General features: G+C 55.5%; 19 protein-coding genes and 1 pseudogene. 7 read left to right on the forward strand and 13 right to left on the reverse strand.

From position 1 onward, the window contains the following. Window positions 1-53 precede the first annotated feature (53 nt). The 10 genes from C1N60_RS11515 to otsB form a co-directional block, all read right to left on the reverse strand. Window positions 54-1,715 carry a methyl-accepting chemotaxis protein gene (locus C1N60_RS11515; protein ID WP_394520866.1) on the reverse strand — a complete coding sequence of 554 codons (1,662 nt, stop codon included), beginning with the start codon at window positions 1,713-1,715 and terminating at the stop codon, window positions 54-56. A gap of 172 nt (window positions 1,716-1,887) precedes the next feature. Beyond that, window positions 1,888-3,561, reverse strand: a complete 1,674-nt coding sequence (locus C1N60_RS11520; RefSeq protein WP_058785635.1) for a methyl-accepting chemotaxis protein — start codon at window positions 3,559-3,561, stop codon at window positions 1,888-1,890. 172 nt (window positions 3,562-3,733) lie between these two features. After that, a complete protein-coding gene (cheW, locus tag C1N60_RS11525; protein WP_021506278.1) occupies window positions 3,734-4,231 on the reverse strand; it encodes a chemotaxis protein CheW in 498 nt (165 codons plus the stop codon). 22 nt (window positions 4,232-4,253) lie between these two features. Continuing rightward, window positions 4,254-6,245, reverse strand: coding sequence for a chemotaxis protein CheA (cheA, locus tag C1N60_RS11530; protein WP_181444757.1), 1,992 nt, complete (start codon window positions 6,243-6,245; stop codon window positions 4,254-4,256). Between the two features lie 10 nt (window positions 6,246-6,255). Further along, window positions 6,256-7,287: a flagellar motor protein MotB gene (gene motB / locus C1N60_RS11535; RefSeq protein WP_021506280.1), complete on the reverse strand. Its 1,032-nt coding sequence runs from the start codon at window positions 7,285-7,287 to the stop codon at window positions 6,256-6,258. Beyond that, window positions 7,284-8,171, reverse strand: a complete 888-nt coding sequence (gene motA / locus C1N60_RS11540) for a flagellar motor stator protein MotA (protein WP_021506281.1) — start codon at window positions 8,169-8,171, stop codon at window positions 7,284-7,286. The genes motB and motA overlap by 4 nt, the downstream gene beginning before the upstream one ends. A 133-nt stretch (window positions 8,172-8,304) precedes the next feature. After that, window positions 8,305-8,883, reverse strand: a complete 579-nt coding sequence (flhC, locus tag C1N60_RS11545; RefSeq protein ID WP_021506282.1) for a flagellar transcriptional regulator FlhC — start codon at window positions 8,881-8,883, stop codon at window positions 8,305-8,307. Further along, window positions 8,883-9,233 (reverse strand): flagellar transcriptional regulator FlhD, encoded by a 351-nt coding sequence (gene flhD, locus C1N60_RS11550; RefSeq protein ID WP_058769677.1) that lies wholly within the window; start codon window positions 9,231-9,233, stop codon window positions 8,883-8,885. Before flhD ends, flhC begins: the two co-directional genes overlap by 1 nt. A gap of 1,028 nt (window positions 9,234-10,261) precedes the next feature. Beyond that, entirely contained in the window at window positions 10,262-11,698 is a 1,437-nt protein-coding gene (gene otsA, locus C1N60_RS11555) for an alpha,alpha-trehalose-phosphate synthase (protein ID WP_394520867.1), read from the reverse strand. Then, complete coding sequence (gene otsB, locus C1N60_RS11560; RefSeq protein ID WP_021506285.1) at window positions 11,695-12,483, reverse strand: trehalose-phosphatase; 789 nt, start codon at window positions 12,481-12,483, stop codon at window positions 11,695-11,697. Before otsB ends, otsA begins: the two co-directional genes overlap by 4 nt. Before the next feature lie 358 nt (window positions 12,484-12,841). Here otsB and umuD point away from each other — a divergent pair, with 358 nt between their 5' ends. Then, the gene (gene umuD / locus C1N60_RS11565) at window positions 12,842-13,273 is read left to right on the forward strand and encodes a translesion error-prone DNA polymerase V autoproteolytic subunit (RefSeq protein ID WP_021506286.1); all 432 of its coding nucleotides are present in this window, start codon (window positions 12,842-12,844) and stop codon (window positions 13,271-13,273) included. On the opposite strand, the gene C1N60_RS11570 is transcribed toward umuD, so the two are convergent. Further along, the gene (locus C1N60_RS11570; RefSeq protein WP_058785633.1) at window positions 13,270-14,175 is read right to left on the reverse strand and encodes a LysR family transcriptional regulator; all 906 of its coding nucleotides are present in this window, start codon (window positions 14,173-14,175) and stop codon (window positions 13,270-13,272) included. The genes umuD and C1N60_RS11570 overlap by 4 nt on opposite strands. Before the next feature lie 132 nt (window positions 14,176-14,307). Here C1N60_RS11570 and C1N60_RS11575 point away from each other — a divergent pair, with 132 nt between their 5' ends. Then, a complete protein-coding gene (locus C1N60_RS11575) occupies window positions 14,308-15,084 on the forward strand; it encodes a DeoR/GlpR family DNA-binding transcription regulator (RefSeq protein WP_394520868.1) in 777 nt (258 codons plus the stop codon). 105 nt (window positions 15,085-15,189) lie between these two features. Here C1N60_RS11575 and C1N60_RS11580 read toward each other — a convergent pair whose 3' ends face one another. Then, window positions 15,190-15,843, reverse strand: coding sequence for a cupin domain-containing protein (locus C1N60_RS11580; protein ID WP_058769674.1), 654 nt, complete (start codon window positions 15,841-15,843; stop codon window positions 15,190-15,192). A gap of 374 nt (window positions 15,844-16,217) precedes the next feature. On the opposite strand from C1N60_RS11580, the gene C1N60_RS11585 reads away from it, so the two are divergent. The 4 genes and pseudogenes from C1N60_RS11585 (at window position 16,218) to C1N60_RS11600 (ending at window position 18,996) form a co-directional block, all read left to right on the forward strand. Next, window positions 16,218-16,508 (forward strand): hypothetical protein, encoded by a 291-nt coding sequence (locus C1N60_RS11585; protein ID WP_031279201.1) that lies wholly within the window; start codon window positions 16,218-16,220, stop codon window positions 16,506-16,508. 742 nt (window positions 16,509-17,250) lie between these two features. Next, entirely contained in the window at window positions 17,251-18,033 is a 783-nt protein-coding gene (gene blaOXA, locus C1N60_RS11590) for a class D beta-lactamase (RefSeq protein ID WP_394520869.1), read from the forward strand. A 214-nt stretch (window positions 18,034-18,247) separates the two neighbouring features. Continuing rightward, a pseudogene (locus C1N60_RS11595) lies at window positions 18,248-18,343 on the forward strand (glutathione transferase GstA); the annotation flags it as partial. Between the two features lie 176 nt (window positions 18,344-18,519). Then, window positions 18,520-18,996, forward strand: coding sequence for a glutathione peroxidase (locus C1N60_RS11600; protein ID WP_394521750.1), 477 nt, complete (start codon window positions 18,520-18,522; stop codon window positions 18,994-18,996). 74 nt (window positions 18,997-19,070) lie between these two features. On the opposite strand, the gene C1N60_RS11605 is transcribed toward C1N60_RS11600, so the two are convergent. Continuing rightward, entirely contained in the window at window positions 19,071-19,397 is a 327-nt protein-coding gene (locus tag C1N60_RS11605) for a winged helix-turn-helix transcriptional regulator (protein WP_058769857.1), read from the reverse strand. Window positions 19,398-19,602: 205 nt separating this feature from the next. On the opposite strand from C1N60_RS11605, the gene C1N60_RS11610 reads away from it, so the two are divergent. Next, entirely contained in the window at window positions 19,603-20,382 is a 780-nt protein-coding gene (locus C1N60_RS11610; protein ID WP_059010378.1) for an SDR family oxidoreductase, read from the forward strand. The last annotated feature ends 48 nt before the right edge of the window (window positions 20,383-20,430 follow it).

Below are 20,430 nucleotides of genomic sequence, written 5' to 3' on the forward strand. Positions count from 1 at the left end.
GCCAGCCACGCGACCCTCTCCCGCTGCGGGAGAGGGGACGATTCAGGCAGTGATTAAAACGTTTCCCAGTTTCCGTCACTCACCGGGGCCGTAGCGGCTTTACGCACCGCCGGCGGTGTCGTGGTCACCGGGGGACGCACGGCGACCGCTGCCGACGCGAGCGGAATGCGGAACACCGCCACCGACTGGCTCAGGCGGCTGGCCTGCTCCTCCAGCGAGGCCGCGGCGGCGGCCGACTCTTCTACCAGCGAGGCGTTCTGCTGCGTGACGCGGTCCATCTCGGTCACCGCCTGGCCCACCTGGTCGATGCCACGGCTCTGCTCATCCGAGGCCGAAGCGATTTCGCCCATGATGTCAGTCACGCGCGTCACCGCACCGACGATATCCTGCATGGTGTCACCTGCGGTGCCGACCAGCTGCGAACCGGCGTTAACCCGGCTGACCGAATCGTCAATCAGTCCTTTGATCTCCTTCGCCGCCTGCGCGCTGCGCTGCGCCAGGTTGCGCACCTCGCCCGCTACCACGGCAAAACCACGGCCCTGCTCACCGGCGCGCGCCGCTTCGACCGCCGCGTTAAGCGCGAGGATGTTGGTCTGGAAGGCAATGCCGTCGATCACGCTGGTGATATCCGCGATCTTCTTCGAACTGCCGGCGATGTCATGCATGGTGCGCACCACGCCTTCGACCACGTCGCCACCTTTGCGTGCGGTCTCCGACGCGCTGAGCGCCAGCTGCGAGGCCTGCCGGGCATTCTCGGCGTTCTGCTTCACCGTGGCGGTGAGCTGCTCCATGCTGGCCGCGGTCTGCTCCAGCGACGCCGCCTGCTGCTCGGTGCGCGCCGAGAGATCGTTGTTACCGGCGGAAATTTCGCTGGCGCCGGTAAAGATGGCGTCCGAACCGTCGCGTACGTTGCCGACGGTGTGCACCAGCGACTGCTGCATTTCATGCAGACTGCTGGCCAGCTGGCTCATTTCGTTACGCCCTTCAACGGTGATGGTCTGCGTCAGATCGCCTGCGGCGATATGGCGAATGTGGCCGAGCAACTGATGCAGCGGCTGAATCAGCACCGTGCGCAGGCCAAACCAGCAGGCGACGATTACCGCGATCACCATCACTGCGACAATCGCCAGCAGCCACATCATGGTGTGGAAGGCACGCTGGTTCTGCGCCACGCCCTCAGCGGCTAAAGCACTCTGCGCGCTGCGCCACTCTTCATAGGTGGCTTTCATTTTGACCTGTTTGGCTTCGATGTTCTGATCAAACATGCCCTGCAGATCGTTGGCTTTCAGCCGGGCCAGCATCGCCTTCAGGCCGTTATTGAATGCGGCATAATCCGCTTCCAGCCGGTCGCGCAGCGCATCAGACAGTCCTGGCGTCGCGGGCAAATCGTAATAACGCTGATAGTGACCGGCCGCGGTGTCGAGCTGTTTCTCCGTCTGCGCGATCAGTGCGTTAAGCTGACCGCCGTTGGTCTGTGACGCCATGCTGCCCTGCATGCGCAGCATGGCGCGGTTGAGCACGGTACGGGTTTGATTGAGTTCAATCCAGGCATCGGACATGGCAGCGACGTTATTACTTGACGTTTGTGCCACAGCAAACGCCTCTTTATCTTTTTGTAATGCCGACCAGAACAGCCCGCCGGACAGTAATTGCATAGCACCGAACACCAGCAGGACGGCGATCAGGCTGGTGACGACGTTGATTCGTTTTAACATGGTGTCTCCAAAAAGGGGGTTACGCCCTGTTTATCGACCGCTGCGCTGAATATTTGAGAGGGTTTACCGGACTTTACGAGGGATAATGCTGAATTAAAGCTTTTTTACAGCGTTTTATAAGTAAAGAAAGCAGGCGATGAGGGAGCGGCGCGTTGTCCGCTCCCGTTTCAGCTTAGAACGTTTCCCAGTTGGCGTCACTGACCGGCGCGGTCAGCGCTTTGCGTGGCGCACTGGCCTGCGGGGGGGCGATCTGCGGATGGCGCACGCCCGTGCTGCTGGCAGGCTGAGCGCCACGTGGAATGCGGAACACCGCCACCGACTGGCTGAGACGGCTGGCCTGCTCCTCCAGCGAGGCCGCCGCCGCCGCCGACTCTTCCACCAGCGAGGCGTTCTGCTGCGTGACGCGGTCCATCTCGGTCACCGCCTGGCCGACCTGATCGATACCGCGACTCTGCTCGTCCGACGCCGAGGCGATCTCGCCCATGATGTCGGTGACGCGCGTCACCGCATTGACGATTTCGCCCATGGTATCGCCCGCCGTGCCGACCAGCTGTGAGCCGCTGTCAACGCGACGCACCGAGTCTTCAATCAGCCCTTTGATCTCCTTCGCCGCCTGCGCGCTGCGCTGGGCAAGGTTGCGCACTTCACCGGCCACCACCGCGAAGCCACGGCCCTGTTCCCCGGCGCGCGCCGCTTCGACTGCGGCGTTGAGCGCGAGGATGTTGGTCTGGAAAGCGATACCGTCAATCACGCTGGTAATGTCGGCAATCTTCTTCGAACTGCCGGCGATATCGTGCATGGTGCGCACCACGCCTTCCACCACTTCTCCGCCTTTCTGCGCGGTTTCCGATGCACTGAGCGCCAGCTGCGAGGCCTGCCGCGCGTTCTCGGCGTTCTGCTTCACCGTGGCGGTGAGCTGCTCCATGCTGGCCGCAGTTTGCTCCAGCGACGCCGCCTGCTGTTCGGTACGCGCCGAGAGATCGTTATTGCCGGCGGAGATTTCGCTGGCGCCGGTAAAAATAGCGTCCGAGCCGTCGCGCACGTTGCTGACGGTGCGCACCAGCGCCTGCTGCATCTCCTGCAGCTTGCTCGCCAGCTGGCTCATTTCATTACGTCCTTCGACGGTGATGGTCTGGGTTAAATCGCCCTGCGCAATGTGTTCAATGTGCTGGATGCTGTCGTTGAGCGGCTTAATCAGCACCTTACGCAGGCCGAACCAGCACAGCACGATCACGCCCACCACCAGCGCCAGTACCAGCCCCAGCAGCCACATCATGTGCTCGTAAGCGGCACTGTTCGCCGCCACGCCGGCCGCCGTCAGACGATCCTGATCGGCGCGCCACTGGGTGTAGTTTTCCAGAAAGGCACTTTGCGTCGGGGCCACCGGTACTTTGCCGGCTGCGGCGGTATCGTTGTGCTGCAGTACCTGCTGCATCTCAGCCAGCGCGCTGGCGTAAGCCTTATAGGTCTGTTCCAGCTGCTGATTGAGCTGCAGATTCTGGCCCGGCGTGTCCGGCGTGTTTTTAAACAGCGTGAAGTTATCCTGCGCCGTCTGCTGGAACGTCCTGCTCTGCCCGAACAGCGTACCGATGTCAGCTTCGGTGCCGGTCAGTTTACTGGTGGCAATACGCAGCTGGATGCGCGTCAGGATCACGCGGCTTTGGTTAAGGCTCATGTAAGCATCATTGATGGCGGCAATGTTTTTGCTCGCCAGCTGAGAGGTATTGAAACTTTTTTTGTCGTCACTCAGCGCTTTAAAAAACAGCGAGCCGGAAGCCAGCTGCAGTACGCCAAACACCAACAACACCAGCAACAGGCTGGTCACAACGCGGATTTTCGTAAACATAGTTTGCCCTGGGAAATGAAGAAAAATCGTGCAATACAGTTATCGACCTGGTGGCGGGAATATTGAGCGAGGGCAGGAAATATTTGTCGGCTTTGTTATTGATTTATAACGGTTTAATAAAGGATGTAATAGTCACGGGCCGCATCAGCGACCCGTGACTCTCTGCGAGCGATTATGCGCTACGCAGCGTATCCACCAGCGCCATCTCTTCACTGCTCAGCAGTTTTTCGATGTCGACCAGAATCAGCATACGCTCGCCCAGCGCACCGAGACCGGTGAGGTACTCGGTCGACATGGTGACGGCAAATTCCGGTGCCGGACGGATCTGATCCTGCGTCAGCGACAGCACGTCAGACACGCCATCCACCACGATGCCGACCACGCGATGCTCAAGATTCAGCACGATCACCACGGTGTTTTCGTTGTACTCCACGTCCGGCTGCGAGAACTTCACGCGCAGGTCGATAATCGGCACAATCACGCCACGCAGGTTAGTCACGCCCTTGATGAACTCCGGCGTGTTAGCGATACGCGTTACCTGATCGTAACCACGAATCTCCTGCACTTTAAGGATATCGATGCCGTACTCTTCGTCACCGAGGGTGAAAACCAGGAACTCCTGGCCGACGGTTTCGCCGGCGATTTTCGTCACGGTTGCCATGTCAGTCATTTTTTTACCCTTTCGTTATCTGTTACGCTGCGGCACCGGCCACACGCTTCTCACGGTTCAATGATTGCAGTGCCGATACGTCGACAATCAGCGCAACGCTGCCATCACCGAGGATGGTGGCGGCGGAAATGCCCGGCACTTTGCGGTAGTTGCTTTCCAGGTTCTTCACCACCACCTGATGCTGACCAATCAGCTGATCGACCAGCAGCGCATAGCGACGTCCTGCGCTCTGCAGGATCACCACGATGCCCTGCGTGGCGTCGGTTTTGGCGTTCTGCACGTCAAACACGTTCCACAGCTCAACCAGCGGCAGGTACTCGCCGCGCACTTCCAGTACGCGCTCGCCACCGGCCAGCGGTTTCAGCTCTTCAGCCGTGGGCTGCAGTGACTCCATCACCGCGTTCAGCGGCAGGATGAACACTTCGTCTGCCACGCGCACCGACATCCCGTCGAGGATCGCCAGCGTCAGCGGCAGCAGAATGCGAATGGTGGTGCCTTTGCCCTGCTTCGAGGAGATTTCGACGTGACCGCCCATCTCCTGGATATTACGTTTCACCACGTCCATGCCGACCCCGCGGCCTGATACGTCGGTCACCTGTTCGGCGGTCGAGAAGCCTGGCGCGAAGATCAACATGCCGACTTCTTCATCGCTCATGCTGTCGCTGACCGGCAGGCCGGACGAGAGCGCTTTCGCCAGGATACGTTCACGGTTGAGGCCGGCACCGTCATCGATCACTTCGATACAGATGTTGCCGCCCTGATGTTCCGCGGACAGCGTCAGATTGCCGACCGCCGTTTTGCTGGCGGCCAGCCGTTTTTCCGGGGTTTCGATGCCGTGGTCGAGGCTGTTACGCACCAGGTGCGTTAACGGATCGATAATGCGTTCGATCAGGCTCTTATCCAGTTCGGTTGAGCTGCCGAGCAGCGTCAGTTCAACCTCTTTGCCCAGCTTGCTGGCCAGATCGCGCACCAGACGCGGGAAGCGGCTGAACACGTACTCCATCGGCATCATACGAATCGACATCACCGATTCCTGCAGGTCGCGGGCGTTACGCTCCAGCTGACCCATGCTGTTGAGCAGGTCACCATGTGCCACCGGATCCAGCGCACCGGAGCGCTGCGCCAGCATCGACTGGGTAATCACCAGCTCGCCGACCAGGTTGATCAGCTGGTCAACTTTTTCCACCGCCACGCGAATACTGCTGGATTCGCTGCTTTTGGCGGGCGCGGCAGCACGCTTGCTCTCACGCTTCACCGCCGGGGTAATGTCGGTGACGGTCGCCGTTTGCTGCACCGGCGCTTCGGCTTCGGCCTCTGCGACTGGCGCGGCGGCAACGGCGGCGGGTGCGGCGTCCTGCGGGAACTGAATCTGCGCTTCATCAATCACGAAACACAGCACCGCCACGATATCGTCTTTGCCGACACCGTCGATGGTGGCTTCCAGCGAGCTGGCGCCTTTCACCACATCGGTCAGGGTGCCGAGGTTGCCCAGCTCTTCCAGCAGCAGATCCGGCTCTTTCTCTTTCAGATTGATCAGCTGCAGACGCAGGCCGCTGCTGGCGGGAGCGGCAGGTGCTGCCACGTCGGCGAGCGCCACCACCGGTGCGGCGGCTTGCGGGGCTATTCCTTTGGCTTCCAGCGCCAGCTGGCGCAGGGCTTCACAGATGTAGTTAAAGCTTTCTGCGTTTGGCTCCTGCGCGGTTTTATAGGCATCGAGCTGTTCCTGCATAATATCTTTGGTTTCCAAAAACAGGTTGATGATGTCGGTGCTGAGCTGCATTTCGCCACGGCGCGCACCATCCAGAATGTTTTCCAGGATGTGGGTGGTTTCCTGTAAAACCGTAAAGCCAAATGTACCGGCTCCGCCCTTAATGGAGTGGGCGGCGCGGAAGATGGCATTCAACTGCTCGGAATCGGGCTCCTGGGGATCCAGTCCCAACAGGTGTTGCTCCATATCCGCTAACAGCTCATCGGCTTCATCAAAAAACGTCTGGTAAAAATCGCTGATGTCCATGCTCACGGGATCACCTCGGCTGTGAGGGTTGGTCTGGTGTCACCGCGCTGGCGGCGGGCGGTGCCGCTGCCGGCGGATTCGCCGCGGCTGCCGGTGTGGCCGGTGCTGCGGTAGAACCCGTGGGGGCAGTTGGCGCCGCCGGACCAGCCGGTGCGGTAATGCTAGGTAAAATCTGCGCCGGGTCACTCACCTGAACGGCATCGCTCTCGGCATTCTCTTTTTCAATCGCCGCTTCGGTGTCATGGTTCAACACCAGCAGGCTGATACGACGGTTCACCGCGTCGTTGGCGCCGCGGTTTTTCAGTTTCATGGTGTCGGCCATGCCGACCACGCGCAGCATTTTGCCGCCGTCCAGCCCGCCCGCCACCAGCTCACGGCGTGAGGCATTGGCACGATCCGCCGACAGTTCCCAGTTGCTGTAGCCGCGATCGCCGCTGGCGTACTGGAAGTCATCGGTATGGCCGGACAAACTGATTTTGTTAGGAATATCATTCAGCAGCGGCGCAATGGCGCGCAGGATATCGCGCATGTACGGCTCCACTTCCGCGCTGCCGGTTTTAAACATCGGGCGGTTCTGGCTATCGATAATCTGAATGCGCAGCCCCTCTTCCACCATGTTGATGATCAGATGCGGACGCAGCGCTTTCAGGCGCGGATCGGCCTCAATCAGCTGGTCGAGTTTTTCACGCAGCCGGTTCAGGCGAATGTCATCCAGCTGGCGCTTTTGCGCATCCATATCGACCTGTTTTTGCACTTCGCCTTTCTTCTGCGTCGGATCATCGCCGCCGCCGGGAATCGGACTTTCGCTGTCGCTGCTACGCTGACCGCCGGTCAGGGCGACCTTGAGCGGCGTTTTAAAATATTCGGCAATCTGCACCAGCTCCTGCGGATTGGCGATCGAGATCAGCCACATCACCATGAAGAACGCCATCATCGCCGTCATAAAGTCGGCATAGGCAATCTTCCATGAGCCATGGCTGCCTTCATGCTTTTTATGTTTGCGCCGTTTGACCAGCACAATCGGGCGATTACCGTGCTTCATGAAGGCGTATCCGAAGTCTGCTTAGCCGGGTTTTTCGCGTTACGCACGTGCTCTTCCAGCTCGGTAAAGGACGGACGCTCGGTGGAATACAGGGTTTTACGACCAAACTCGACGGCGATCTGCGGCGCATACCCGTTCAGGCTGGAGAGCAGCGTGACTTTGACGCACTGCATCATCTTGGTGGTTTCCGCGCACTTCTGGCGCAGCACGGATGCCAGCGGCGAAATGAAGCCGTAAGCCAGCAGAATACCGAGGAAGGTTCCCACCATGGCGTGCGCAATCAGCGCGCCCAGTTCTGCCGCCGGGCGGTCCGCGGAGGCCAGCGCGTGCACCACGCCCATTACTGCGGCGACGATACCAAACGCCGGCAGGCCATCACCGACCGCCGCTAAGCTTTGTGCTGGTACTTCGCACTCGTGTTCATAGGTTTCGATCTCTTCATCCATCAGGGCTTCGATCTCGAAAGCATTCATATTTCCGCTCACCATCAGCCGTAAATAATCGGTAATAAAATCCACTAAAGGTTTATCGGACAAAATACGCGGATAGTTAGCGAAAATTTCGCTCTGGCTGGGATCTTCAATATCGCGCTCCAGCGACAGCATGCCCTGCTGACGTGATTTTGCCATCAGGCGATACAGCAGCGCCATTAAATCCATGTATACGGCTTTGTTATATTTTGAGCCGCGCATTAACAAAGGCAGCGCTTTTAGCGTCTTTTTAATCGATTTGCCGTTGTTGCCCACCAGAAACGCACCAATGCCGGCGCCGCCAATAATCAGCAACTCCGACGGCTGGTAAAGCGCACCCAGATGGCCGCCTACCATCATGTAACCGCCCAGCACGGAACCGAGGACTACGATATAACCCACAATAATCAGCACAAAAACATCCTTACGTCCGTAACGTGTTGGTGGAAGTTAAGCCAGAGAGCCGCAGGTGTTATTCACAGGGTGTGGGCAAAAAAAAAGCAGCGGTATTAACCGCTGCTGGATGCTTTCCACGATGCGAACAAACTTAAACGGCGCGTTTAACCTGTTCATCCAGCAGTTGTGGAAAGGTATCGGCAGAATCTGCAGAAAGTTTACGTCTTTTTACGGCACGTGATGGCGGCTGGCACAGGCTGCAAACAAAGCTGCCCGGCGGCTGATGCGCGTGGTTGATGAAGCTTCCGCCACAGCATTTACAGTCAGACAATTCCAGCATGCCACTTTCAACAAATCGCACCAGGGTCCAGGCGCGGGTCAGCGCCAACAGCGGGCCCTCGTCCGATTGCGGACACTGCTCAAGATACAGGCGATACGCTTTGATAACCGCCTCTACGCCACTGCTCAGCCGGGTTTTCAGCAGAAACTGCCAGGCGTTGCAGAACATCGACGCATGAATATTTTGTTCCCAGGTCATGAACCAGTCGGTAGAGAATGGCAGCATGCCTTTCGGTGGGGGTGCACCACGCAGCTCTTTGTACAGTTTAATCAGGCGACCGCGGCTCAGCTGGGTTTCACTTTCCAGCATCTGCAGTCGTGCGCCCAATGTAATCAGCTCCATTGCCAGCTGAATATCACGCGCTTCCTGAACAATACTTTTTTCGGTCATTATACCGCCCTCTTTTTAGCAGAGGCATCATCTTTCGATGCGCTGCGCAATAAACGGCTGGATAATAAAATACCGGTGTGGATTTGCTGCAAATCATCCACACGTGATTCCTGCGTTAAACGGTTAATAAGATTGTGATCGGTAAAGCGGAACTGGCAAACCAGTTGATTGGTTTCCGCTAATTTTACCATCTCAGGTAAAGTCAATTGCTGCAATGCATCCGCCATTGGCTCATCGATACCTAAACGAAACATTGCTGAAGCTTTTTCCTGGTTTATCAAACGCTGTGCAAGCAATAAATATGACAGATTGATGTCATATATGTGTTTTAGTAATTCTGATGTACCCATTTTTTTCCATCCTGATAGACGCGACATATATACGGCCACAGAATTAAGTGTTCTATGGTTCGGGTTGCTGGTTGGTAAATCTAAAGATGGCAAAAAATAATCAGGCATAAGCCAACGCGTACTGAACTGTTTCACTTCCCACCGGGATATTGATCAGTAGTAGTCAAAACTCCAGGCCAATCTTTTCTTGAGTTGTAACCATCTTCCGTGACGTCTGCTTACAGTTTTTTAAGACTAATCCGAAAACAAGGCAAATCTATATCGTCTGATTTCGACATACAACGTGATTGGTATGAAATTTTAGATAAAGTGTGATCTGTGTCACACTTTTAAGGCAAATTTTTCAAGTGAAGCTTCAGTAATGCTTTTCTGTTGTTCTTTTTTTGAGCGATTTTGAAACGTTTCGCTAATATTTCACAGGAAAAGTCTGAATTTTGAAGTGTGTCGCAGATCGCCGCCATGGGACGATCTTTTATCTGCTACGTTGGCTTTAGGCAAAGACAAGGCCCCAAAATAAACCAAAAAGGCAGCATAAAACACCAAAAATAGCTGTAATTATTCGCTTTTAAATTAATAACTTACAGGGAATATTGCCACGCAGGACTAATGGCGCAGTGCTAGCGAAGCGTGAAGAGTGGATGCAGCCCGCTTGTGGTGTGTAAAGAGTTTGTAGGGAGGGTTTAGCGAGTCACAAGGGATGTAACAGCACGTTACATTAGCGATATGAATGAATTGACTAACTAACACACTGATGTATTAGAACTATCGGCCTGGCCAGCCAAATCTTTAGGGTCGGAAGGAAAAATTCAGCGTTTCGGTGCGTAACTGGCTTAATTTTAACCAATTCGTGCGTTTTTTGGTGCCGGGTCAGCGGGTTAGCGCTTAACAAAATGAAATCGATTTCATTCGGTGAGGATATCGCGTGAAAACGCTACGCAGCACGGTCCTGCCTGCGTCGTCTGACGGATACCTCTCCCGCGTACGGGAGAGGCATTGCCTGAGGGGAAAATCGCGCCTTGCGGGGCTAATTACGCCAGCTTCTGAAACGTCGCGACCTTGTTATCGCTACCGTGGCTGGCGCTGCGCGCCGGCAGCGTGCTCAGATCGTTCAGGAAGCTTTCGCGCCAGTGCGAAATGTCCTGCTTACGCAGTACGGCCATCATGTCGTTATAGCGCGAAATACGCTCGGTGCGCGGCATGGTCAGTGCGCGGTCCAGCGCCGCCGCCACATCATCACGATCGTACGGGTTGACGATCAGCGCAGAAGTCAGCTCGTTAGCCGCTCCGGCAAAGCGCGACAGCACCAGCACGCCCGGATCGTCCGGATCCTGCGCCGCGACATACTCTTTCGCCACCAGGTTCATGCCGTCACGCAGCGGCGTAATCAGCCCCACGTCGGTCAGGCGGAAAATCTTCATCAGCAGACGGCGGTCAAAATGCTGGTTGAGATAATAGAGCGGCGTCCAGCCCAACGTGCCGTATTTACCGTTAATGCGCCCCGCTTCCGTCTCCAGCTGGTGACGAATATCCTGATAGGCCTGCACGTCGCCGCGCGAGGTCGGCGCAATTTGTGAGTAGCGGATTTTGCCGCGGTGCTGCGGGAAGTTTTCCAGCAGCGCTTCATAGGCAAGGAAACGCTCCGGCAAGCCTTTGGAATAGTCGAGACGCTCACAGGCGATAATATTCTGCAAATCGCCCAGCTCACGCTTCATCGCGGCCATCTTCGGTGGCAGCGGCCCTTCCGCCATCTCTTTAATGCTGTCCGGCTCGATACCGATAGGGTAAACCTCGGTCATAAAGGTATTGCCAAAGGCGCGATGCTTCTTCTCGCCTTTATTCTGCAGCTGCGTCAGCTGGCTCAGGCTGTCGAGAAACGCCACGCGATCGGATTCTGTCTGGAAACCCAGCAGATCGTATTCACACAGCATTTCCAGCAGTTCCTGATGCGGCGGCAGCGCATTGAAAATTTCCGGCGTCGGGAACGGGATATGCAGAAAGAATCCGATTCGGTTATTGATGCCCTGTTTACGCAGTTCAGCGGCAAACGGCAGCAGGTGGTAATCGTGGATCCACAGGATATCGTCCGGCTTGATCAGCGGTTTCAGCCGCTGCGCCAGCAGGGTATTCACGCGGCAGTAGCCTTCCCAGGCTTCACGCTGGTACTGCACCAGATCGAGGCGATAGTGGAACGCGGGCCAGATCACCGTATTAGAAAACTGGCAGTAGTACTGATCGTAATCGTTTTGATTGAGGGGGAATGAGGCATAGGTAATGCCGTCTTGTTCGATCTGGGTAAGTTCCTCATCTTCTTCACCGGAAAACTCACTGATCTCTCCGTTCCAGCCAAACCACAATCCTCCGGTGGTCTGCAGCGCATCCAGAATGCCGACGGCGAGACCGCCTGCGTTGGTTTTGCTTCCATCAGGAATAGCGATACGGTTAGATACGACGACTAAACGACTCATAACCTAAACTCCTTACCGACGTTGTCATGTTCTAGTTGTAATAATAGTTGTTCCAGCCAGTGCCAGACCGCTGCCACATCGGGCAGACGATAGCGCGCCTGGCTTGGACCTTCACCGACCTTGACCGAGATGCCGTGCATGGCATTGACTGCAAGAAAGCCTTTCTCATCGGTCAGATCGTCGCCCACAAATACCGGAATGCGACCGGTAAATGGCGCTTCCTGCATAAATTCGCGTACCGCAGCACCTTTATCGATGCCCTGCGGTTTCAGTTCCACCACACATTTACCTGGCTGCAGCGCCAGCGCCGGAAAGCGGGTTACCGCCTCTTCGGCCAGCTGCATGATGGCGTTTTCATACTCTGGCGCGTTGCGGTAGTGCAGCGCAAAGGCCATGCCTTTTACTTCCAGCAGCGTACCGGGCCACTGGTCAAGGGTCTGCTGCAGTTCAACCTGCAGCGTTTGCGCCACCTCATCGGGCAGCGACTGACGGTGCAGATGTCCGCTGGCATCGCGGCGCTCAGCGCCGTGCACGCCCGCTGCCGGGGCTTCCAGCGGCGCGACCAGCTCATCCAGCTGGCTGATCGGACGGCCGGAAACCAGCGCCAGCGCGCCGTGACTTAAATTAGAAATTTGTTGCAGATGCTGGCGCACCGATGCGGGGATGGAAACCGACTCGGGCTGCGACTGAAGCGCGGCCAGCGTGCCGTCAACATCAAAAAAGAAGGCGTAAAGTCCGCCACTTAGCGACGGCAGGGTGCTGTTCTCATTAACCGCAGGGGTCACGTCTCCTCCTGTATCTGAACGTAAACGGGCAGTCTGTTCGCAGGCAGGCAGGAAGTGAGGAGGTTTTTCCGTAAACACGGGAATCGAAAGGGTAACGCTCCAGAACTAAACGAAATTTTCATCAACACTGCAACCGCACTACGAACATCGGCAACATTAAGTGTAGACAACAATTGAAGTTTCGCCAGACGGGCGCACAGAGTGCTTAGCGAAGAGTGCACTTTTCAGCGGTTTGCGCGGCAAAAAACTGAATTCTGCTGTTTTTCATACGCTTCGCTTTTTTTACCGCGGGCAGACTTGATCATAGCAAAAATCGCCTGATACTGTATATAAAAACAGTATCTATGGAATGTTCGCTATGACGCGTTTCTTTTTGCCACAGCTTTCACCGCCTTCGCGCTCCCGTCCGCTATTCCTTGACGCGGTGCACGGCGGTTTCCCCTCGCCCGCTCAGGACTACATCGAACGCCAGATTGATCTCAATGAGCTGCTGGTGACCCGCCCGAGCGCCACCTATTTTGTGCGCGTCGAAGGCGACTCGATGCGCGATGCCAATATCCGCGAAGGCGATCTGCTGGTGGTCGACAGCTCACTCAATGCCCGGCACGACGACATCGTGATCGCCGCCATCAACGGCGAGTTCACCGTCAAGCGGCTGCAGACGCATCCCTGCGTACAGCTGATGCCGATGAATCCGCGCTATCAGCCCATCCGGCTGCGTGAAGAGGAGGAGTTAGAAATTTTTGGCGTAGTGACGTTTATTATTTACGCCGCACGCGTCCAGCGTTAGCGCATTGTTTCGGCGCGGATCATCTCAATCAGCCGGCGTAAACCTGGGTGCAGCTGGCGACGGTCGGGGTAATACATCACCAGCGGTTCGTCTTCGCTGCACCAGTCCGTCAGCACGCGCACCAGCTGCCCGCTCGCCAGCTGCGCCTGTACGTAGCGCTCCGGGCAGTAGCCGAGACCGTAACCGCCGGCGACCGCATCAATAATCATGTCGCTCTCATTGAGCGTCAGCGTGCCCGGCACATCGACCTCATACGTCACCTTGCCCTGCGCCAGCGGCCACTTATACAGCGTGCCATTGCCAAGGCGCATGCGAATACAGCGATGGTTGCGCAGATCGTCCGGATGCTGCAGCGGCGGCGCGTCGCGCAGGTAATCGGGTGACGCCACCACGATCCAGCGCAGTTTGGGCGTCAGCGGCATGGCGATCATATCTTTCGGTACGCTGGCGCCGTAGCGGATCCCGGCGTCATAGCCGCTGCCGATGATATCCACCAGATTGTTATCCACCGTAATTTCCAGACTGAGCTCCGGATAGGTCGCCATAAAGCGCGCCAGGATCGGCCGAAACAGCAGCTGCCCGGCATCACGCGGGATGTTCAGCCGCAGGCGGCCGCTGGGTGATTCGCGGTACAGGTGCAGATCGTTCAGCGCCAGCTCAATCTGCGCAAAGCCGGTTTCCAGATGGCGCAAAAAAGCGGCACCGGCGTCCGTCGGCACCACCGCCCGGCTGGTGCGGTTGAGCAGGCGCACGCCAAGACGCGCTTCAAGACTGCGCAACGTGTGGCTGATGGCCGACGTGGTGACCCCCAGTTCCAGCGCGGCGAGGCGGAAACTCTTGCGCCGGCAAATCAGCAGAAAAACATTCAGATCGGCCAGTTCATTACGTTGCAGGGCGGGCATTTTCGTATCTCCTGACTCATTGCCTCGTTGAATCTGATTCAACTTCAGATGAGCTATGATAGCGAAGCTGCCGTACCGGACGCTATGCGCGCGTGGCATGGCAGGCAAAACGTCACTTTTAACCCTGAGCTCATGATGCTGCCCGAAGACCGAAAAGACGCTATTTATCGCTACCTGTTTGCGAAACGATCGGCCACCATTCACGAACTGGCCACGCTGATGGCGGTGTCGGCGATGACCATCCGCCGCGATATTAAATTCCTGCAGGATGCCGGTTTGGTGGTCGGCATACACGGCGGCGCCAGGCTGCCTGCCGTGGTTCATCAGGCATTGCCGTATGTGGATAAGGCACAGCTGAACGTGCACGCCAAACAAAGCCTTGGCCGTTATGCCGCATCGCTGGTACAGGATGGCCAGGTGGTCTACCTCGATGCCGGTACCACCAGCTATGAAATTGCGCGTGCGTTAGGCGATCAGGCAAGTCTCACCGTGCTGACTAACGACTTTACGATTGCCGCCTGGCTGATGCGTCACAGCCACATCACGCTATTTCATACGGGTGGCAAAGTCGATAAACGGCATATTGCCAGCGTGGGTGCCATGGCGGCGACCGCCCTTGCCGCGTTCAATATTGATCTGGCCTTCCTCAGCGCCAGCGCGTGGGATGTCACGCACGGCCTCTCGACACCCGACGAAGACACCTTGCTGGTGAATCAGGCGGTGCTGGCCGCCTCAGCGCAGCGTTATCTGGTGGCTGACAGCAGCAAATATGGTCGTTACAGCGTGTATTCCGTGTGTAAGCTGCAGCAGCTGGACGGCGTGATCACCGATGACGATTGCCTCTGTGCTGCCGTTGAGGAGATGAAACAGCGTGGTATTCGTCTGCACCGGGTAAATCGCCGCGGCTGAGCGGCTCTCTGCGCATCCCGGTAAAGGCCATTAATTAAAAAGGAGGCGCGAACGCCTCCGGTGGCTACAGGGAAATCACATCGACTATCTCTCGCAGGGCACGGTTTACGGCGTAGGGGCGACTTTAGGATTGGAGCTGAACCAGCCGCGGCGATCCTGCCAGTTGCCATATTCATCCACAATCGCCCCTTTACTGTTGGCCATCAGGAAATGATAGCTCTCCAGTTTTTTCAGCGACAGCGTTTCGCCCTGATGCTGAATGACGACATTGTGGCTTTGCACCGGACCAAAACTTTTCGGCGTCGGCGGAATATCCGCTGATGCGGCGCCAATTTCTGAGAAGTTATATACCCAGCCATCGAGAACGCGCCATGATTCATGTTTTGCCGGACGTGCCGGCGGCGCGCTAATCGGCATGTGTCGATGCTCCGGAATCATCTGGTTCGGCAGCAGATACATGGTCATAGCGTAATAACCGTAATCCAGATTATTGACCCAGGTGATGCTGGCCAGGCCAACATGCTGATAATCGCCCAGCCCGAAATCATTGACCCACAGCTGCTGGCGCATGGCCGGCGTCAGCGTATGACCATATGAGGCGAGCAGTTGCGCTATTGCATCTTTCGCCACCTCTTTCTGGAAGACGCCATTTTTATAGAAATCTTTATTGGTATAAACGTGATGCGGCTGAGCCGCAACGGATGCGGTGGCATTGAGCGCCAGTAAGGCCGCAGCGAACGCCAGAGCAGGTTTTGTCATAATTCACCTCCTGTTTATGACAGCCATGTTGATGCAAATAAAAATTTCACCGGCCGGTAAAACGCAAGGGTGGCCAGCGCGGAGAACAGAGTTGCAGATGGCGATGCGGAGGGGAAATTCATTTAGAGAATCGGATCTATCTAATTATCAGATACGGCTGTGCTTTTTTGTGATTATTAACAAATAATCACAGGCTATTCTGCCCGGTAAAGCATCCAGCTGCTGACGGGCGCAATTTATCAGCTGCTAAAGAAATTCTTAAAATGTTGGTTGCGCTCGCAATTGTGACAGGCGCGCGGCCAATTGTGTTTGACCTGCTTTTCACATCAATGCACACTGGCGGGCGTGAAAAACGGCAGATGAAGAGCCAAGAGATGTTGCAGAATTATAGTCAGCGCGTCCATTTCTATTACTGCATTCTGGTTGCGTTAAAACTCTATGTGAACAGCAAAAAGTCCGGCGGCGTACGCGGGAAAAATAACTTTTTGCTGAAGTGGTTACGCAACGCGCAAAACAACACCATCTTTCATCCTGATATCACCAGTGAAATTGAATGGCTGCGCGGCAAAATTATCAGCGCCGGACCGGATGCCGATTTAGAACCGATGCTGCAATACGTTTACGAGACAGCAAAACGCGCCGAAACGCTGCGTCTCGGGCCGTAATCACACGGGCTGCGCATTGCATTACCCCTGTCTGCAGGCAAAAAAAAGGGGGCAACGCGCCCCCAACCACTACAAAAATTTCATCCCTGACGCCCTGGTGCGGACTCCCTTCCGGCTGACGCTAATTCTCTTCGCACTGGCTACGCGTTACAGGGTTAGCACCAGCACGCTGATCAATAACCAGCAGCCCGCGCAAAATGCGCCCGCCGCCACCCAGGTTAACGCCCGGGTATTTAAATTGCAGACATCGCGTTGCCAACGTTTAACCGGCTGCATAACCACTCCTGAAAATACATTCTCATCATGCCTGGCAGAAGATTGCCGTGAACTGCGGATAAGCTTGTCACGTATTAATATCTCTGACCATCGGATGTGCTTACCGGTTATGTAGGCGCAGGACTACAATCCATTAATTACCGCTTATATCACCGTCGAGACGAAAAATGCCGCAGGTGTGCAGATCGCAATAGCGTCGTTTTCACGCCGTTTGTCATCCGGAAATACGGTTTCATATCGTTTAGTTTTCCTAAAAAACAGGCGCAGATTAAATCGTTTTTATTTACCCCCGCTCAGGGTTATTAATAAGCCCACCGGACGCGATAATTTGCAGATGATAAAGGGATGTGGCATGACCAGTCTCTTGATGCACAGCCTGACCGCGTTCAGTGCCCTTTCTCATGTTGTAAATTACGTTAGCATTTAACTTTGGATTCAATCATCAACGAAAACCCGTCTGGCCGTTATGGCCTCTGTTGCTGCGATATTATTTTCACAGCAGGCATTCGCCAAAAACCTGTGCACCCTGATTGTTGACGCTGAATCAGGCAAAGTCCTGCTGGAGAGTGGCAACGACTGCAGTAGAGAAGTCACACCCGCATCCACCTTTAAAATAGCCATTAGCCTGATGGGATTTGATGCCGGCGTGCTGAAAAATGAAAAGGAACCCGCCTGGGATTACCAACAAGGATACCCGGACTGGGGCGGTAAAAACTGGATGAATAAAATCGATCCTACGGCGTGGCTAAAATATTCGGTCTTCTGGTATTCGCAGCAGGTTGTTAAAAAGATTGGGCAACATCGCTTTGAAGGCTATGTAAAGGCGTTTGCTTATGGAAACGAAGATGTTTCCGCCGTTGACGTCAGCGCCCCCGGTCAGAATGGGGTGTGGGTTATGTCATCCCTGCAGATTTCACCGGTTCAGCAGATTGGCTTTTTAAGGAAAGTCGTTAACCGTGAGCTGCACGTAAACAAGCATGCCTATGACATGACAGATAATATTACCCGCTACGACGTCAGCGTTAAGGGCTGGACGGTGCACGGCAAAACAGGAACCGGCTCGCCGGGGAAAAATAATCAATACGATCCGCACCATGCCTATGGCTGGTATGTCGGCTGGGTGACCAAAGGCAGGAAAAAAATTGTTTTTGCCAAACTGATTCAGGATGAACAGGTGTTAACGCCGAATGCTGGCCTGAGATCACGTGACGAAGTGTTGAAGCAGATGTCGGCGGTCATTGCGCCCTGATGGCATAACACATGGATACCACGGATTTTTATTAACCTCCCGGTTTTCATGCGGCTGACAGATTGCGGCGAGGCCCTTCATTATGAAACTGACGGTTAGCCAGCAAATAAAATGACCTCCAGAGCGCCGCTTATCTTTCTTTACGCAGCGTCGTCAGCAGTGACTGCGCGGCAACAGAAGACTGACCGGATGGCGAACACACCAGTCCAAACTGACGGTGAATCGCTGGCCTGCGCTACTGGCGTATATGGCACGGATCAATGCGCGCCCAGCTGTGCAGGCGGCGTTGCTGGCAGAGGCGTCTGAGTGAGACTGGCAGACAGAGTTTTGTGCCGGCGATCAGGCTCTGTCTGTAAGGTTAGATGTCAGTGTTATTGTGACAACGGCGCGCAGAAAGTTATGCTGTGCGCGCCAGGCTACGAAGCCCGCTATTGGGCCCGCGTGGCAACATCAACATCGAACCTGTGCTGTTTTGAGGACACTGACATGACCCCTTTTTATCAGTTTTCGGCCACCAGCCTGACCGGTCAACCTATCTCTATGGCCGATTACGAAGGCAAGGTGGTTCTGGTGGTGAATACCGCCAGTCATTGCGGCTTCACGCCCCAGTACGCCGGCCTTGAAGCGCTCTATCAGAAATATGCCGCGCAGGGTCTGGTGGTGCTTGGCTATCCCTGCAATCAATTCGGTAAGCAGGAACCGGGAAACGCTGATGACATCTCACAAACCTGTCATGTTAATTACGGGGTGAGCTTCCCGATGTTCGGCAAAGTCGAGGTTAACGGCAGCGCAGCGCACCCGATATTTCGCTATCTGAAAGCGGAACTACCCGGCGTGCCGGGCGGACGGATTAAGTGGAATTTCACCAAGTTTCTCATCGGACGCGACGGCCAGCCGCTGAAACGCTTTGCACCGATCACGCCCCCGGAGAAAATAGAAGCCGCGATAATCGCTGCACTTTAAGGTGGAGCGTTACCGGATTCGCAGCATTAATTTTAGAGCACGGCGGAAATTGATGGCATCCGGCGGGAGGCTGGTTAAGTCGGGCGCCTTTCCGCCCATTTCAGCATGGCATCAAGAGCAGGACAAAGTGCCTGTCCCCATTCAGTGAGTCGATATTCCACTTTCGGTGGCACCTGAGGATACACCATCCGCGACACTATACCGTCGGCTTCCAGCTGTCTCAGTTGTTGCGCCAGCATCTTCTGCGAAATACCGGGAATTAATTTTTCAAAATCTGAATAGCGCTGTACTTTGCCGTCGAACAGATGAAAAAGGATGATTAATTTCCAGCGTCCTTCCAGCAGTTGAATAACCTGCTCCACTCCGCTTGCGGCTGATTCCGGACTGTATAACTTACTCATCATTCAGTAACTCACTTTTTTGTGCGTACTTGTCAATTTAACAATCTATGTGGAATATGACCGTACTGTAAACAAAGGGAGTACAGGTCTATGCCATTCACATTACCGCTCGCTATTTATGATGACTTCGCGCTCAGCAAGGGTGGCGATATTGCCAGCATTACTGATTATTGTACTGCCACATCAACAGACCGGAGATTCTTCAATGCCATGTGATCTCGATTTCCACGGTAAACGCATATTGGTCACTGCGGGTACCAAAGGTGTGGGTAAAGCGGTAGTTGGGCTATTCAAACAGCTGGGTGCAACAGTATTAACAACCGCACGCCACGCATCCGCAGAATGTAGGGCAGACGCCTTCGTAACGGCAGACCTGACCACGGTTACAGGGTGTACCTCAGTCGCGGAAGCCGTTCAGACACATCTGGGAGGCGTCGACATCATTGTTCATGTGGCCGGCGGTTCTACCGCACCCGGTGGTGGCTTTGCAGCATTGGGTGAAGAGGAGTGGCAACAGGAGCTCAATCTTAATCTGTTGCCCGCGGTACGTTTAGATCGTGCGTTGTTGCCTGGCATGCTGCAGCAGGGGGGCGGAGTGATCATCCATGTCACTTCTATCCAGCGAGAACTGCCCTTACCAGAATCAACCACGGGTTATGCAGCAGCGAAAGCGGCGCTGTCAGCCTACAGTAAAAGCCTGTCGAAAGAGGTTGCGTCGCAGGGGGTTCGGGTGGTTCGCGTGGCACCCGGCTGGATCGAAACCGAAGCTTCAGTGGCCATGGCGGAACGGCTGGCGCAGCAGGCAGGAACAGATTACGAAGGTGGTAAGCAGATCATCATGAAGGCACTTGGCGGTATTCCGCTGGGACGCCCTTCTCAACCCATTGAGGTAGCTAATCTCATTGTCTTCCTCGCATCTTCTTATGCTGCCGCGATCACCGGTACTGAATTTGTCATCGATGGCGGCACTATTCCAACGGTGTAGTCAGATATCCTCATCGACCCATTCGGGTAGCGATCCGGATATTTTATA

The organism is Pantoea sp. SGAir0184 (assembly GCF_043544755.1).